Genomic DNA, 15499 nt, shown 5'->3' with positions numbered 1-15499 from the left:
CCAGGCGCAGGAGATCGAACGGATGAAGGTGTAACAGGCGTTGTCTACACTGCACCCCATCGCCACTTCCTCGTGTGGCAGCCAGGAGAAACACCATGAAGATGCTTCGTGTGCCTTTGCTGATGATCGGTTTGCTGCTGTGTTCCCAGGGCTTCGCCGAGACGACGCAGCAGAGCAAGATGACCACCTGCAACGCCGACGCCACCGCCAAGGCGCTCAAGGGCGACGAGCGCAAGGCGTTCATGAGCAATTGCCTCAAGGCTACCCCGCAGGAGCGCATGAAGAGCTGCAACGCCACCGCCACCGAACAGGCGCTGAAGGGCGATGCGCGAAAGGCGTTCATGAGTGAGTGCCTGAAGAAAAAATAAGTGTTGGATCTGTGGGGCCCCATCGTCGGATCGCCGCCCGGAGCAGGCTCGCTCCCACATGGGCAGGCCAACGCCGATCCACTGTGGGAGCGAGCCTGCTCGCGATGGGGCCGACGCAAAAGTTACAAAAAAGCCCTGAACTGCGACGAAGGTCGGCCGACACAATCCCTAGTGCTGCCAGCGGAACGCTGGCAGACTGCCGATCCTTTCACGCCGTTTTGTCCTGAGGCTGTATGCCAACGTTTTCTCAGCGTCATGTGTTGTTGGTGATCAGTTGGGTGATCATTTTTGGTGGGTTGCTGCTGGTACTGCCGCTGCGCCTGTTGCCGAGCCTGCTGGCCGGGCTGTTGGTGTTCGAGCTGGTCAACATGCTCACGCCCCAGTTGCAACGCCTGATCGAAGGCCGCCGCGCCCGCTGGCTGGCGGTGGCGTTGCTGGGCACGCTGGTGGTCAGTGTGCTGACCCTGATCTTCGCCGGTGCCTTCAGTTTCCTGCTCCATGAAGCGGAAAACCCCGGAGCCTCCCTGGACAAGTTCATGGCGGTGGTCGACCGCGCCCGTGGGCAATTGCCGCCGTTCATCGACGCCTACCTGCCGGCCAGCGCCGCCGAGTTCCGGGTGGCGATCGGTGACTGGGTGAGCAAGCACCTGAGCGACCTGCAACTGGTGGGCAAGGACGCAGCCCATATGTTCGTGACGTTGCTGATCGGCATGGTGCTGGGGGCCATCGTCGCCCTGCAGCGCATTCCCGACCTGACCAAGCGCAAGCCCCTGGCCGCGGCGCTGTTCGATCGCCTGAACCTGCTGGTCAAGGCGTTTCGCAACATCGTCTTCGCCCAAATCAAGATTTCCCTGCTCAACACCTTCTTCACCGGGATTTTCCTGGCAGTGGTGCTGCCGCTGTTCGGCATACATCTACCGTTGACCAAGACCCTGATCGTGATGACGTTCCTGCTGGGGCTGTTGCCGGTGATCGGCAACCTGATGTCCAACACCCTGATCACCATCGTCGCCTTGTCGTTGTCGATCTGGGTGGCGGTCGCGGCGCTGGGCTACCTGATCGTGATCCACAAGCTCGAATACTTCCTCAACGCCCGTATCGTCGGCGGGCAGATCAGCGCCAAGTCGTGGGAATTGCTGATGGCGATGCTGGTGTTCGAAGCCGCATTCGGCCTGCCGGGGGTGGTGGCGGGGCCGATTTATTATGCGTATCTCAAGAGTGAGTTGAAGCAGGTGGGGATGGTGTAGGGGGGCAGCTGCAAGCTTTGAGCTTCAAGCTTCAAGCTTCAAGCTTCAAGCTGCAAGCTGCAAGCTGCAAGCAAAAGCAAAAGCCCGCCGCGCCGCCTGACTGCTCTTCCTTGAAGCTTGCAGCTCGAAGCTCACAGCTGCTTTTTACCCATACCGCTTCATCGCCTCGATCGCCAATCCACTGCCGATACTGCCGAAGATATTGCCTTCCACATGTCGCGCCTGGGGCAGCATGGCCGAGACGCTGTTGCGCAGCGCCGGGATGCCGCTGGAACCGCCGGTGAAGAACACCGTGTCGACCTGATCGACCCGTACGTTGGCATCATTGAGCAACTGCGTGACACTGCCGCGTACCCGCTCCAGCAAGCCGTCGATGGCCGACTCGAACAAGGCTCGGCTCAGGTCCACGCTCAAGCCCGGCTCGATCCGGTCCAGCGGCACGTGGCGCTGGTCGGCGTGGGTCAGCTGGATCTTGGTTTCTTCCACTTCCATCGCCAGCCAGTGCCCGGCGCGCTGTTCGATCAGCTTGAACAGCCGGTCGATGCCCGCCGTGTCTTCGATGTCGTAGCGCATGCTGCCCAGGGCCAGGGTGGATTTCTGCGAATACACCGAGTTGATGGTGTGCCAGGTCGCCAGGTTCATGTGGTGGCTGGTGGGCATGTAGGCGCCGCTTTTCATCCGGCTGCCGTAGCCGAACAGCGGCATCAGGCCTTGCAGGCTGAGTTGCTTGTCGAAATCGGTCCCGCCGATGTGCACGCCGCCGGTCGCCAGGATGTCGGCGTGACGGTTGTCATGCATGCGCCGCTCTGGCGACAGGCGCACCAGGGAAAAGTCCGAGGTACCGCCGCCGATGTCGACGATCAGCACCAGCTCTTCTTTCTCGATGGTCGATTCATAGTCGAATGCCGCGGCAATGGGCTCGTACTGGAACGAGACTTCCTTGAACCCGATGGCGCGGGCTACGTCCACCAAGGTGTTCTCCGCTTCCTGGTCGGCCAGTTCATCGTCGTCGACGAAAAACACTGGGCGCCCCAGTACCACTTCTTCAAATTCCCGACCGGCGGCGGCTTCGGCGCGTTTCTTCAACTGGCCGATGAACAACCCCAGCAGATCCTTGAACGGCATGGCCGTGCCCAACACGCTGGTGTCGTGCTTGATCAGCTTGGAGCCCAGCAGGCTTTTGAGCGAGCGCATCAGCCGGCCTTCGTAGCCTTCCAGGTATTCGTGCAGGGCCAGGCGGCCGTACACCGGGCGGCGCTCCTCGAGATTGAAAAAGACCACCGAGGGCAGGGTGATCTTGTCGTCCTCCAGCGCGATCAACGTTTCCATGCCGGGGCGCAGCCAGCCGACGGTGGAGTTGGACGTGCCAAAGTCGATGCCGCAGGCACGGGCCGGGGATGCGTTTTTCATGTCTTTCAGGTTCCAGTTGAAAAAACGGCCGCGCAGTGTATGTCAGTGCGGCACGGATTCGAAGGCCGGTTATCTGCTAATTCGCAAACAGAGGCCTTGAAAGACACCCCGACACCCCCAAACTTGCTGGCATGAGCCGGTAGCACAGGGCGGGCACAAGAACCGCCACCAGCTGCCGATAAACTTCTGAAGCGCCGCCCGGTCACAAACCTTGAGATTGGTCAAACTCCGGGGCTTGTGCAACGAGCATGCTGTGCATGGCGGCGCGATATCGATAACGGATGGTGATCCTTCAATGGACTTCAAAGACTATTACAAGATCCTGGGTGTCGAGCCGACGGCCGACGACGCCACGATCAAGGCCGCCTATCGCAAACTGGCGCGCAAGTACCACCCGGATGTGAGCAAGGAAAAGGACGCCGAGACCAAATTCAAGGACGTCTCGGAAGCCTATGAGGCATTGAAAAGCGCCGACAAGCGCGCCGAATACGACGACTTGCGCCGCTACGGCCAGCACGGCCAGCCGTTCCAGGGACCGCCGGGTTGGCAGAGCCGTGGTGGTTTTGGTGGCCAGGACACCGGCGATTTCTCGGACTTCTTCAGTTCGATCTTCGGCAATCGCGGGCCGGGGTTCGGTGGTGGGCAGTCAGGTCGCAGCGCAGGCCGTCGAGGGCAAGACGTGGAAATGGAATTACCGATCTTCCTGGAAGAAACCCTGTCGAACGAATCGAAGAAGGTCAGCTTCCAGGTGCCGCAGTACAACGCGGCGGGCCAGCATGTGAGCAACACCAGCAAAAGCCTGAACGTGAAGATTCCGTTGGGGGTGACCGATGGCGAACGCATCCGCCTAAAGGGCCAGGGCGCGCCGGGAATCGGTGGCGGCGCCAATGGCGACTTGTACCTGACCATTCGTTTCGCCCCGCACCCCAAGTTCGACGTCGAGGGCCAGGACCTGATCATCACCTTGCCCCTGGCCCCGTGGGAACTGGCGCTGGGCACCGAAGTGGCGGTGCCCACCCTCACCGGCAAGATCAACCTCAAGGTCCCGGCCGGCAGCCAGAACGGCCAGCGCATGCGCGCCAAGGGCCACGGCCTGCGCAATAAGGCCGGTGAGCGCGGCTATTTGTTCGTGCAGCTCAAGGCCGTGATGCCCAAGACCAGCGACGAGGCGGTCAAGGCGTTGTGGGCAGAGCTGGCGAAGAAAGCCGCGTTCGATCCGCGGGAGAATTTCTGAACGGAGGACGATGAGCAACTGCACACACACACAACCTGTGGCGAGGGAGCTTGCTCCCGCTGGGCTGCGAAGCAGCCCCAAAACCAATCAACACGGTGCACCAGGAAAAACCGGTTGGCAGATTTTTACGACTGCTGCGCAGCCGAGCGGGAGCAAGCTCCCTCGCCACGGTCATGGTCAGACTTGCCACAATCATGGCTAGACTCGACAGTTAAAGCATTGGGAGAAGCAGATCATGAACAACCCGATCATTGAATTGAACCTGGTGGAGTTCTGTGAAGCCGCCGCATTGGCCGATGTCCATGTAATCGAAATCGTCGAGCATGGCATCCTCGAACCCCACGGCGCGGCCCCGACGGATTGGCGTTTTACCGATTACGAACTGGCCCTGGCCAAGCGTGCCGCCAAGCTGCGGCGCGACCTGGAGCTGGAATGGGAAGGCGTCGCCCTGGCGCTGGACCTGCTGGAGGAAGTCCAGCAACTGCGCAGCGAGAACCGTCGGCTGCGCCAGCAACTGGGCCGCTGGGTGGATTGAAAGCCAAGGCATGCGCGTCATGTCTTGTTTAAAAAATACATAGTTACCGCATCTGCCGGTGACGCGCTGGTTAGGCTCGGGTTTTCCAACGTCAAGGATGACCCGATATGCCAGAACCCATTCTTCCCCTCGTGAAGCCTGGAACCCGCGGCCTGCACTTGGACCTGCTCAAGACCCGTATTCCCGGTTGGTACAGTGACGCCATCGTGCAGCGCCAGCGGGAGCTGAGCGGCCATGCGCTGGAGCTTCCAGACTGGTACGCGACGGCCGCCCACGAAACCAGAAGCAGCCTGAAAAGCAGCCATTCGCGCTTCCGCGAGACCCTGAACCAGATCGACAACGCCTTGGGCGATATCCAGGACATTCGCGCCTTCGCCGAGCCGTTGCTCAACCAGGCAATCCAGGCTGAATTCAAGCAGACGCTCGACGTCAGCCAGGTTTATTTCGTCCGCAAGTACGGACGGCAAGTTCGCAGCGATTTCTTCGGCGCACTCGTGCTGGATAAAGGCGACAGCCAGTTCAATCAGTACGAATACCATGGCTCTTCGCTGCTGGAGGCCGCGCTGGCCAATTTCGAACCTGACGAAGAGAACCGGCCCGGTTGTGCCGATTGCACGCTGATCACCACCCAGCGTCCGTTTTACGGTGGCCAGGTCGTGCCGTCCACCAGCGCCTTTCGCGCGGGGGCGTTGCCGATTGCGCCCGAAGCCTTCGCCAGGCTATGTCGCACATTGGATTTGGGGCGCCAGTATCAAGAACACATCAACGCGATCGTGCGACCGGCAGATGAGGCGTCACGCGACCTGTTGGATCGCCAACTGCGTGATCATCACCGGCAAGGTTTGGCGCTGAGCATGGAGGTCGCCCGGGCCAAGGGGGACATCAGTCAGGCGGCTTATCGAATGTTGCAACAGGTGATCGGCGACCAGGACGCAATCACCTTGGACGACCGCGCGGTGACCTTCACTTCGCTGAGCGTTTTCGACATCGAGTTGGTTGGCCCCGTGCTGATCGGACCGGAGCGTGAAAACAGCCGGCGGGTCGAGCGGCTCGTGGCCTACCTTCCCGGTGATCCCGAGCAGCCGCTGAAGGAATTTGCTTCCAGCGCCGACTTCATGGCGCAAACGCGGCGGCGCCTGCACGGCATCGCCTATCGGCGCTTTTTCAGCCGTTTTGTGCCGCTGCGCAAGCAAGGCGTTTTTTTTGAGCAGTTCAACCGGTTCTACCAACCTTCCGACCTGAAAAATAGCCTGGTCGACTACCCGCTCAAACCGACCCTGCGACGGCTGCCCATGGACACTTCGCCCAATCCCGCCCCGTTGTGGGAGTCGTTGCGGCTACGGCAGGTCCAGAAGATCCAGCTCGACGCCCGCGCGGTAGCGGTGCCCACTGGTGACGAAGACAAGAAAGCCCGTCTGGCGCGCCAGGAAAGTTATTTGAATGCGGTCATCGATGTGCTCAACCTGGGAGCGTTCGTTGTGCCAGGGCTGGGGCCGCTGATGTTGACGGTAGGGGCGGTGCAGATGTTCAACGAGGCCTTTGAAGGCATCGAAGCGTTCGAGCGCGGGGAGACTCAGGAAATGTGGGCGCATTTTTCCAGCGTCGCCCTCAACACCGCGTTCGTGGCCACGGGCGCCGCAGTGTTGCCGCATATCCAATGGTCCAACGCCGTGGAGCAGTTGGAACCGCTCCGATTGGACAGCGGCGAGTCACGGCTCTGGCGTCCGGACCTGGCCCCCTACCGGAGCGATCTCGTCCCACCTGCCGGCGCAGTGCCGGACGCGCGAGGCCTGCACCGGGTCAACGGGCGCCAGATCCTGGCGCTGGATGGCCAGCACTATGAAGTGCAGTTGGATCCGGCTACGCAGCGGTATCGCATTCGCCATCCCTCCCGACCGGATGCCTATCAACCCAAGCTGACGGACAATGGCAGCGGTGCGTGGCGCCATGAACTGGAGCATCCCCATGGCTGGACGGGTGCGAAGTTGATGAAACGGCTTGGGCATCGGGTCGAGCATTTCAGCCCGGCGGAGCTGGAGCAGATCCGCATCGCCAGCGGCACCGCTGAGGACGTGCTGCGGCGTATGCACGTAGAGGGCGCGCCGATGCCGGCGTTGCTGGCCGATACGCTCTCGCGTTTCGACATTTGCCGACAAATCGAGACGTTGACCGCGCAACTGCAAAGCGAGGAGGCGCTGGACTACGACAAAGCCGAGCCGATGACCCAACTGCACTTGCTCACGCGCTATGGTCCGTGGCCAAAAGGCTTGCAACTGGAGGTGGTCGATCGCTCGGGCCGGCGGCTATGGCACTACGCACCTGGTCCGCAAGCTGGCGCCGCGGCCCGGGGTGTCAGCCTTGCCGAAGCGAACGTGCGCACGCCTTCGGTGTTGAAAAACCTGATCGAGGCGGTGGATGCCGCCGGCGGCGACCTGCTGGCCGATGCGAGCCCGGCCATCGCGAAAACCGATATGCCGGCTCGAGTCCGTCAGTTGCGCAAGCAGCTCGCCGAGCTCGTGGTGCGCGAAAAAGTGAATCTGTTCAACGATTACTATGCCAAGCAGGACCTCTCGAGCGACCCGCGCGCGACGCTGATCAAATCCCGTTTCCCTTCGGTCCCCGCCGCGGCAATCGACCAAATGCTGGCCCTTGCCACATCGGCTGAAACACAGCAGATGGCCGAGTGGGATTTTGCCGATGCCGCCCAGACCAAACCCATCCCGCTGCGTATCGCCGAAGAGCTGCGTCATTTCCAGCGCACGGTGCGGATGAACCGCGCCTACGAGGGGTTGTACCAAGAGCCGCTGGCCACTGCCGATACGCCGCGCCTGGCCCTGGCGACGATGAAAACCTTGTCGGGATGGAGTGACACGGTGCGCATCGAGTTGCGCGCAGATGACGTCACGGGCGACTTGATCGGCGCGATCGGGCCGCAGGGCGCGGAGCAGACCAAATACGTGATCAAGGATGGCAGCGCCTACAAGTCCTTCGACGACCAAGGCAACGACCTGAGCCACTGGGGCAGCCTTTACGATGCGTTGCAGCGTGCCCTGCCGGATGCCGAGCGCCAGGCCATGGGCCGTCCTTCGATTCATCAGGGGGACCTGTTGAAACAGGCCATCGGTGCGGCTCCGGCAAGCCGAGATTTCCTGGCAAACCTGTTGAAGCTGCCGCCAGTCAAGCCGTCGTATAAATCGCCGATGCGTCTGGCATCGGGCCAGATCGGCTACCCTCTGGGCGGTTTGCGCGAACGATTGGGGTTGGGTCGGTCGCCGCAACGGCGGGTTCTTGAGCTGTACCCGGACTACACCGAGCAAGAGGTCCAGGCCTTGCTGGAGGCATTGGGCGAAGGCGCCGTCGCTGAACTGAAGCGACGTAAGGTCGAGTTGCAGATGCTCGATCGCGACCTGGACCTCTGGGCCAGCACGCCGGGCTGGCGCGAGGTGGGTCGCCAGCGTCATCAACTGGTGGATCCGCAGGCCAGGCGCCCGGTGGCTGAGCAGATCAAGCGTTGTTGGCGGCGCCAGGTCCCGGCGGTAACGGCAGTGGACGGCAGCCGGGTGGGTTATGAACTGGACTTGAGCCAACACTCTGTCGGGGCGCTTCCCGACCTGACCGCCGATTTCAGCCATGTGGCGTCGCTGAAGCTGAATGACATGGGACTTACGCAAGTGGGCAGCGAAAGTTTCCTGGCCGGTTTTTCCTCCCTTCGCTGGTTGGACATGACCCTCAACAGGCTGACCGATGTGCCCGCCGCCCTGGGGGCAATGAATGGCCTGACCCGGCTCAAATTGGGATCGAATCAGATCCGCTTGTCCAGTCGCAGCGTTGGGACGCTGCAAGACCTGACCCAGCTCAAGATCCTCAATCTGGAGAACAATCCGCTGGATCGGTTGCCGGATTTCAGCCACTTCCCCGCCTTGCGCGGCCTGTTTTTGAAAAGCACCGATATAAGCGTTTGGCCCCGCGGCCTCGGTGAACAGCCCCTCGAACGCATTGATTTACGCGACAATCGATTAACCGATGTCCCGGACGACCTGATCGATCCGCCGCCAGCGCGCGCGCACGCCACGGCACGCCTCAATGGCGTGACCCTGTTGCAGGGAAATCCGTTGAGCGAACTGACTCAGCAGCGCTTGGGCGAGTATTGGATGAACCTCTCCCTGTCGCACCCGCAATGGATGGCGCTGCGCTCGCCCGGAGCGTTTGGTCATGCCCTGCCTGACAGGCCTTCAAACGTGCAGCAGTGGTTGCGTCATTTGCCAAGCACCGAACTGGAGGCAAGGAAGGCCTTGTGGCGAAGCCTGGCACGCGAGCCGCAGTCCAAGGAACTGTTCAGGTTATTGAATCGATTGGCGGGTTCTTATCAGGGCGAAGAAAACTACCCGGACCTCCAGGCGCGCGTCTGGCAGATGCTCGAGGCGGCCAGGGACTCTACGCAGTTGCGCCGTGAACTGTTCGAACTGGCCGGCGCCCCGGCGTGCGAGGACCGCGCGGCGTTGTCGTTCAGCTACCTGGAAATCAGGTTGATGATTCACAACGCTCGGGCCCTGGCTGGGGCAACGGATGAGGCGGCGGTGCTGGTCCGCCTGGCGAAGGGACTGTTTCGCCTCGATGAGGTGGAACGTATTGCGCTGAAAGATATTCAGCAGCGTCGTGATGCGATCAAGGCGCGTCGTGATCTTACGGCCGCGCAGAAAACCCAACACTTACAGCAGATTGAAGAGGTCGAGGTTCGCCTGGCCTATCGTGTCGGGCTGAAGGCGCGGCTGGAACTGCCCAAACAGCCCACAGGCGGACGCTTCCTGATGCTGGCCGGTGTCACGCAAGAGGCACTTGATGCGGCTGCCGAGCAAGTCCTGGCCCTCGACGGTTCGCCTGAGCAGTTCCAATCGCTGGTGGGGCGGGATTTCTGGATCGATTACCTGAAGGAACACCATCCGACGTCCTTCCAGGCACTGACGGATACCCTCATCGCCAAGCAGATTGAACTGGATGAGGCAAAGGCCGCCGGAACCCTGGAGGCAGCCGCTTATGCCTCTCAGTCCGAGGCGCTGGCCTTGCAGTTCAAAGTCCAGGAGGCGGAGCTGATTCAGTCGTTGACTCAATCGGAGCTGGATGCGTTGAAGGAAAGTACTGATCTATAGGGTTAAGCCGGCCCGGCTGTTTCTTGACCCAATGAAAACCTGTGGCGAGGGAGCAAGCTCCCTCGCCACAGGCAACTGTTGGTTCAGAACAGGAAGTAACGCTGCGCCATCGGCAAGACATCTGCCGGTTCACACCACAACAACACGCCATCGGCCTTGACCTGATAGGTCTGTGGGTCGACGTCGATGCTCGGCAGGTAGTCGTTGTGGATCAGGTCGGTTTTCTGCACATCGCGGCAGCCTTTGACCACGGCAATCCTCTTCTTCAATCCCAACTGTTCCGGCAACCCGGCCTCGGCAGCGGCCTGGCTGATGAAGGTCAGGCTGGTGGCATGCCGCGAGCCGCCAAAGCTTGCGAACATCGGTCGGTAGTGCACCGGTTGCGGGGTCGGGATCGAAGCGTTGGCGTCGCCCATCAGGCTGGCGGCAATCGCCCCGCCCTTGAGAATCAAGGTCGGCTTCACGCCAAAAAACGCCGGGCGCCACAGCACCAGGTCGGCCCACTTGCCGACTTCGATGGAGCCCACTTCATGGCTGATGCCATGGGTGATCGCCGGGTTGATGGTGTACTTGGCGATGTAGCGCTTGATGCGGAAATTGTCGTTGCCTTCGCCGTCGCCGGGCAGGGCGCCACGTTGCTTCTTCATCTTGTCGGCGGTCTGCCAGGTGCGGGTGATGACTTCGCCGACACGGCCCATGGCCTGGCTGTCGGAGCTGATCATCGAGAAGGCGCCGAGATCGTGGAGAATGTCTTCGGCGGCGATGGTCTCGCGGCGGATGCGGCTTTCGGCGAAGGCCACGTCTTCGGCAATGCTTGGGTCCAGGTGATGGCAGACCATCAACATGTCCAGATGCTCGTCGATGGTGTTGCGGGTGAACGGCCGGGTCGGGTTGGTGGAGCTGGGCAGCACGTTGGGGAAGCCGCAGGCCTTGATGATGTCCGGCGCGTGGCCGCCACCGGCGCCTTCGGTGTGGTAGGTGTGGATGGTGCGGCCCTTGAACGCGGCCAGGGTGGTTTCGACGAAGCCGGACTCGTTGAGGGTGTCGGTGTGGATCGCCACCTGCACGTCGTACTGGTCGGCCACGCTCAGGCAGTTGTCGATGGCCGCCGGGGTGGTGCCCCAGTCTTCGTGCAGCTTCAGGCCGATGGCGCCGGCCTTGACCTGTTCCACTAGCGGCTCCGGCAGGCTGGCGTTGCCCTTGCCGGTGAAACCCATGTTCATCGGGAAGGCATCGGCGGCCTGGAGCATGCGCGCCAGGTGCCAGGGCCCGGAGGTGCAGGTGGTGGCGTTGGTCCCGGTGGCCGGGCCCGTGCCGCCGCCGATCATGGTGGTGACGCCGCTCATCAGCGCTTCTTCGATCTGCTGGGGGCAGATGAAGTGAATGTGGGTGTCGATGCCGCCGGCGGTGAGGATCATGCCTTCGCCGGCAATCACTTCGGTGCTGGCGCCGATGGCGATGGTCACGTCGGGCTGGATGTCCGGGTTGCCGGCCTTGCCGATGGCTGCGATGCGCCCGTCCTTGAGGCCGACATCGGCCTTGACGATGCCCCAGTGGTCGATGATCAGCGCGTTGGTGATCAGCGTGTCGACGACCTCGGCGGCCAACAGTTGGCTCTGGCCCATGCCGTCGCGAATGACCTTGCCGCCGCCGAATTTCACTTCTTCGCCGTAGGTGGTGAAGTCCTTTTCCACTTCGATCCACAGTTCAGTGTCGGCCAGGCGGACCTTGTCGCCGACGGTGGGGCCGAACATGTCGGCATATGCCTGACGACCTATTTTCATTGCAAAGATCCTCGCATATGAGCTGCAAGCTTCAAGCTGCAAGCCTCAAGTAAAAACAAAGCAGGGGGGAGCGCCGCAAACCGCTGTTTCTTGCAGCTTGCAGCTAGAAGCTTGCAGCTGAAGTCATTCACAAGCTGCCCATGACTCGTCCGGCGAACCCATAAACCCGCCGCAACCCGGCCAGCTCGACAAGCTCGACTTCCCGACTCTGGCCCGGTTCGAAGCGCACCGCGGTGCCGGCCGGGATGTTCAGGCGCATGCCACGGCTGGCGGCGCGGTCGAAGGCCAGGGCGTCGTTGGTTTCGAAAAAGTGATAGTGCGAGCCAACCTGGATCGGCCGGTCGCCGCTGTTGGCGACGCTCAGCGTGAGGGTACGGCGGCCGACGTTGAGTTCGATGTCGCCAGGCTGGACCTGGTATTGCCCTGGAATCATTGCGGTTGCCCCAAGATCTTGTAGTAAATAGCGGTCGGGGTGTAGGTCCCGTCCGGGCTCTGGCAGTAGTCGGGCAGTTCGCCGACGCGGGTGTAGCCCATGGCGCGGTAGAACGCCTCGGCCTCGGAGCCGGCCTCGGTGTCGAGGTACAGCAGGCCGCGCTTGTGCTGGCGGGCGCCGAGTTCCAGGGCGCTCATCAATTGCTGGCCCAGGCCACGACGGCGGGCCTCGCCGCGTACCAGCAGCTTCTGCACTTCGGCGCGGTTGAGACCGTTGGGCTTCTGGCACAGGGCAAGCTGGACGCTGGCCTGTACCTGCTCATCCTTGACCACCACCCATAGCAGCAGGTGGCCCTGGTTGAGGCCGGTCTGGACTTCGTCGAAATAGGCACGGGCCTGGACGGCATCAAGGTCGGCCATGAACCCGACGCTGGCGCCGTAACCGACAGCGTCGAGCAGCAGATCGATCAGGCCCTGGCGGTAATGGGCAAAGCTTTCAGCATGGACTCGACGCAACTGGGCGGCGTTCATCGGTATCACTCCTTGTCGATGGCGGGCGGTGGCGCCCCGGGGTTGAGGACCAACTGCATGAACGTCAGGTCCAGCCAACGGCCGAACTTGGTGCCCACCTGAGGCATCTGCCCGGTGGTGACGAAACCGGCCCGCTCATGCAGGCGAATCGAGGCCGCGTTGCCGCTCTCGATGGCGGCGACCATGACGTGTTTATCGCAGGACCTGGCGCGCTCGATCAGGGCAGCCATCAGCAACGGGCCAAGGCCATTGCCGCGCTGGTCGCTGCGCACATATACCGAATGCTCCACCGTATGACGGAAGCCGTCGAACGGCCGCCAGTCGCCGAAGGAAGCGTAGCCGAGCACGTTGTCCTCGGCGTCGACGGCCACCAGCACCGGGTAGCCCTGGTGTTGCCGGGCACTGAACCAGGCCTGGCGGTTGCCCAGGTCCACGGCCTGCTCGTTCCAGATCGCCGTGGTGTTGAGCACGGCGTCGTTGTAGATGTCGCGAATCGCCGCCAGGTCGGCGGGTTGAGCGTCACGAACATGGGCAGTCATGGCGTGGCCTCAGGCGATGGGTTGATGGACGGTGACCAGTTTGGTGCCGTCGGGAAACGTCGCTTCGACCTGGATTTCCGGAATCATTTCCGGGATGCCTTCCATCACCTGCTCGCGGCTCAGCAGGGTAGTGCCGAAGTGCATCAGCTCGGCGACGGTCTGGCCGTCACGGGCACCTTCCAGCAGCGCGGCGGAAATGTAGGCCATGGCTTCCGGGTAGTTGAGTTTCAAGCCACGGGCCAGGCGCCGTTCGGCAACGAGGCCGGCGGTGAAGATCAGCAGCTTGTCTTTTTCGCGTGGGGTCAGGTCCATGTGCATTCCATAAGGGCAGATAAAAAAATTTCGCTGTAGATCCATTCCACTGTGGGAGCGAGCCTGTGAAAGCAAAACCTTTGAAAGCAAAACCTGTGGGAGCAAAGCTTGCTCGCGATAGCAGCGCCTCGGTCGATCAGAAGGACCGCGTTATCGTTCATCGCGAGCAAGCTTTGCTCCCACAGAAATTCATTGCTTCCACTCCATTGCTCCCACAGAAATTCATTGTTTGCATGCCATTGCTCCCACAGAAAAGCGGATTCAGGTACTCCAGATTCTCGGTGGCATGGCCTCTCTTCCGAGCAATGCAGGCCTGAGCAAACGCCACAACTCAATCAACCACCCCCGCGCCAGCAACGCCTCGCTCGCCAGGCAGCGGGCCACGAGCAAACCGGGCAATTGGGTCAGGTCGCCGCGCACGGCATGGCCCAGGGACCGGCAGCGCTCCAGCAGCTCGCTGTCGATCTCGCCGGTCACCAGTAACGTGGCAAACACCGGATCACCGCCCAGCCCGATGGGCGAGTCGAGCAGCCCATCACCGCCCACGATGCGCTGGCGCTCGTGCCACAGCAACTGGCCGTCGCGGCGAATGTCCAGCCGCGATTGAAAGTGCCCGAGGTCGAACCGCTCGCCGCTGGCCGGCCGGCCGAGGGCAACCATGTCCCAGTAGAACAGGCGCCCGTCGCCCTGCAGGTCGATGCGCGTGCTGAGTTCGGCCTGGGCCGCGCTGAACACGATGGTTTCCTGGGGCAGCCATTCCAGGGTCGCACCGGGGGCCACGCTCAGGGTCAACTGCTGGTACGCCGGGCCGGCGGCGCGGTACCACTTGGCGGCGCCTGGGCTGGTCAATTGCGCCCAGGCACCCGGGCCGACGTGGGCCGAGATGTCCAGTCGATCACCGCCGGCAATCCCGCCGGGCGGGTGGACGATGATGTGCTGGCACACCTCGGGGCCTTCGGCGTACAAGTGCTTCTGCACCCGCAGCGGGCCTTTATGGCGGCGCTGTACCGGGCGTGTGCAATCGCCGAAGCGGGCGTAGCCCAAATCCAGCTCGGCGTGCCAGCTGGGGGTGAACAGGGCGGAGGGCGAAACAGGTAGATTCATGATTTTCTAATAATCGTCGGGACGCTAAGACTAGATCGTAACCAGCCCGCGCACACCCTCGGCTTCCATGTTTTCTCCGCGGCCCTGCTGCACGATCTCGCCCCGGGACATCACCAGGTATTGATCGGCCAGCTCGGCGGCGAAATCGTAAAACTGCTCCACCAGCAAAATCGCCATGTCGCCCCGGGCCGCCAGTTTCTTGATCACCACGCCGATCTCCTTGATGACCGAGGGCTGGATGCCTTCGGTGGGCTCGTCGAGAATCAGCAGGCGCGGCCGACTGGCCAGGGCCCGGCCAATGGCGAGCTGCTGTTGCTGGCCGCCGGACAGATCACCGCCCCGGCGTTGTTTCATCTGCAGCAGCACCGGGAACAATTCATAGATAAAGGCCGGTACTTCCTTGGCCTCTGAACCAGGGAAACGCGACAGCCCCATCAGCAGGTTTTCTTCTACCGTCAGCCGGCCGAAAATTTCCCGGCCCTGGGGCACGTAGGCAATGCCGGCGTGCACCCGTTGGTGCGGCTTGAAGGCAGTGATGGCCTTGCCCTCCCAATTCACCGCACCTTCCTTGGCCGGCAACAGGCCCATCAGGCATTTGAGCAGGGTGGTCTTGCCCACGCCGTTGCGCCCCAGCAGGCACGTCACCTCGCCGACCTTGGCGTCGAACGACAGGCCGCGCAGGATGTGGCTACCGCCGTAGTACTGGTGCAGTTTTTCGACTTGCAGCATGTCTTGAATTCCCCTCAAGTCCCCTGTGGGAGCGGGCTTGCTCGCGAAAGCGGTGAGTCAGGCAGAACAACTTTGACTGACACTGCGCATTCGCGAGCAAGCCCGCTCCCACAGGGGGAATGTGTTT

General features: G+C 62.1%; 13 protein-coding genes. 5 read left to right on the top strand and 8 right to left on the bottom strand.

Annotated features, from left to right (window positions below):
* Positions 1-95 precede the first annotated feature (95 nt).
* Positions 96-368 (top strand): PsiF family protein, encoded by a 273-nt coding sequence (locus J3361_RS14400; RefSeq protein ID WP_207965153.1) that lies wholly within the window; start codon positions 96-98, stop codon positions 366-368.
* 233 nt (positions 369-601) lie between these two features.
* Positions 602-1615 (top strand): AI-2E family transporter, encoded by a 1014-nt coding sequence (locus J3361_RS14395; RefSeq protein ID WP_092171427.1) that lies wholly within the window; start codon positions 602-604, stop codon positions 1613-1615.
* Positions 1616-1759: 144 nt separating this feature from the next.
* Here J3361_RS14395 and J3361_RS14390 read toward each other — a convergent pair whose 3' ends face one another.
* Positions 1760-3025 carry an Hsp70 family protein gene (locus J3361_RS14390; RefSeq protein ID WP_207965152.1) on the bottom strand — a complete coding sequence of 422 codons (1266 nt, stop codon included), beginning with the start codon at positions 3023-3025 and terminating at the stop codon, positions 1760-1762.
* A 295-nt stretch (positions 3026-3320) separates the two neighbouring features.
* On the opposite strand from J3361_RS14390, the gene J3361_RS14385 reads away from it, so the two are divergent.
* From J3361_RS14385 to J3361_RS14375, 3 genes are all read left to right on the top strand, one after another.
* Positions 3321-4259 carry a DnaJ C-terminal domain-containing protein gene (locus tag J3361_RS14385; protein WP_207965151.1) on the top strand — a complete coding sequence of 313 codons (939 nt, stop codon included), beginning with the start codon at positions 3321-3323 and terminating at the stop codon, positions 4257-4259.
* 235 nt (positions 4260-4494) lie between these two features.
* Positions 4495-4794, top strand: coding sequence for a chaperone modulator CbpM (locus J3361_RS14380; protein WP_207965150.1), 300 nt, complete (start codon positions 4495-4497; stop codon positions 4792-4794).
* 107 nt (positions 4795-4901) lie between these two features.
* Positions 4902-9941, top strand: a complete 5040-nt coding sequence (locus tag J3361_RS14375; RefSeq protein ID WP_207965149.1) for an NEL-type E3 ubiquitin ligase domain-containing protein — start codon at positions 4902-4904, stop codon at positions 9939-9941.
* 83 nt (positions 9942-10024) lie between these two features.
* Here the strand turns inward: J3361_RS14375 and ureC are convergent, their stop codons facing one another.
* The 7 genes from ureC to urtE all read right to left on the bottom strand — a co-directional run bounded on the left by ureC (position 10025) and on the right by urtE (position 15372).
* Positions 10025-11725, bottom strand: a complete 1701-nt coding sequence (ureC, locus tag J3361_RS14370; protein WP_207965148.1) for an urease subunit alpha — start codon at positions 11723-11725, stop codon at positions 10025-10027.
* Between the two features lie 127 nt (positions 11726-11852).
* Complete coding sequence (locus tag J3361_RS14365; protein ID WP_207965147.1) at positions 11853-12158, bottom strand: urease subunit beta; 306 nt, start codon at positions 12156-12158, stop codon at positions 11853-11855.
* Complete coding sequence (locus tag J3361_RS14360; protein WP_207965146.1) at positions 12155-12688, bottom strand: GNAT family N-acetyltransferase; 534 nt, start codon at positions 12686-12688, stop codon at positions 12155-12157. The genes J3361_RS14365 and J3361_RS14360 overlap by 4 nt, the downstream gene beginning before the upstream one ends.
* 5 nt (positions 12689-12693) lie before the next feature.
* The gene (locus J3361_RS14355; protein WP_207965145.1) at positions 12694-13227 is read right to left on the bottom strand and encodes a GNAT family N-acetyltransferase; all 534 of its coding nucleotides are present in this window, start codon (positions 13225-13227) and stop codon (positions 12694-12696) included.
* Positions 13228-13236: 9 nt separating this feature from the next.
* On the bottom strand, positions 13237-13539 hold the full coding sequence (locus J3361_RS14350; RefSeq protein ID WP_039593493.1) for an urease subunit gamma: 303 nt from the start codon (positions 13537-13539) through the stop codon (positions 13237-13239).
* A gap of 261 nt (positions 13540-13800) precedes the next feature.
* Complete coding sequence (locus J3361_RS14345) at positions 13801-14643, bottom strand: urease accessory protein UreD (RefSeq protein WP_207965144.1); 843 nt, start codon at positions 14641-14643, stop codon at positions 13801-13803.
* Between the two features lie 30 nt (positions 14644-14673).
* Entirely contained in the window at positions 14674-15372 is a 699-nt protein-coding gene (gene urtE, locus J3361_RS14340) for an urea ABC transporter ATP-binding subunit UrtE (protein ID WP_207965143.1), read from the bottom strand.
* Positions 15373-15499 lie beyond the last annotated feature (127 nt).

Source organism: Pseudomonas sp. OA65, from assembly GCF_017498305.1.
In the GTDB taxonomy this organism is placed as follows: Bacteria; Pseudomonadota; Gammaproteobacteria; order Pseudomonadales; family Pseudomonadaceae; genus Aquipseudomonas; species Aquipseudomonas zanjanensis.
The sequence above is the reverse complement of the archived record's forward strand: the minus strand, read 5'-3'. Positions and strand labels throughout refer to the sequence as shown.

What these genes read in the sequence shown, in the direction of transcription:
- J3361_RS14350 (WP_039593493.1), bottom strand. Translation starts at nt 13,539, where the DNA reads ATGGACCTGACCCCACGCGAAAAAGACAAGCTGCTGATCTTCACCGCC.
- J3361_RS14355 (WP_207965145.1), bottom strand. Translation starts at nt 13,227, where the DNA reads ATGACTGCCCATGTTCGTGACGCTCAACCCGCCGACCTGGCGGCGATT.
- J3361_RS14400 (WP_207965153.1), top strand. Translation starts at nt 96, where the DNA reads ATGAAGATGCTTCGTGTGCCTTTGCTGATGATCGGTTTGCTGCTGTGT.
- J3361_RS14375 (WP_207965149.1), top strand. Translation starts at nt 4,902, where the DNA reads ATGCCAGAACCCATTCTTCCCCTCGTGAAGCCTGGAACCCGCGGCCTG.
- J3361_RS14390 (WP_207965152.1), bottom strand. Translation starts at nt 3,025, where the DNA reads ATGAAAAACGCATCCCCGGCCCGTGCCTGCGGCATCGACTTTGGCACG.
- J3361_RS14385 (WP_207965151.1), top strand. Translation starts at nt 3,321, where the DNA reads ATGGACTTCAAAGACTATTACAAGATCCTGGGTGTCGAGCCGACGGCC.
- J3361_RS14380 (WP_207965150.1), top strand. Translation starts at nt 4,495, where the DNA reads ATGAACAACCCGATCATTGAATTGAACCTGGTGGAGTTCTGTGAAGCC.
- J3361_RS14365 (WP_207965147.1), bottom strand. Translation starts at nt 12,158, where the DNA reads ATGATTCCAGGGCAATACCAGGTCCAGCCTGGCGACATCGAACTCAAC.
- J3361_RS14360 (WP_207965146.1), bottom strand. Translation starts at nt 12,688, where the DNA reads ATGAACGCCGCCCAGTTGCGTCGAGTCCATGCTGAAAGCTTTGCCCAT.
- ureC (WP_207965148.1), bottom strand. Translation starts at nt 11,725, where the DNA reads ATGAAAATAGGTCGTCAGGCATATGCCGACATGTTCGGCCCCACCGTC.
- J3361_RS14345 (WP_207965144.1), bottom strand. Translation starts at nt 14,643, where the DNA reads ATGAATCTACCTGTTTCGCCCTCCGCCCTGTTCACCCCCAGCTGGCAC.
- J3361_RS14395 (WP_092171427.1), top strand. Translation starts at nt 602, where the DNA reads ATGCCAACGTTTTCTCAGCGTCATGTGTTGTTGGTGATCAGTTGGGTG.
- urtE (WP_207965143.1), bottom strand. Translation starts at nt 15,372, where the DNA reads ATGCTGCAAGTCGAAAAACTGCACCAGTACTACGGCGGTAGCCACATC.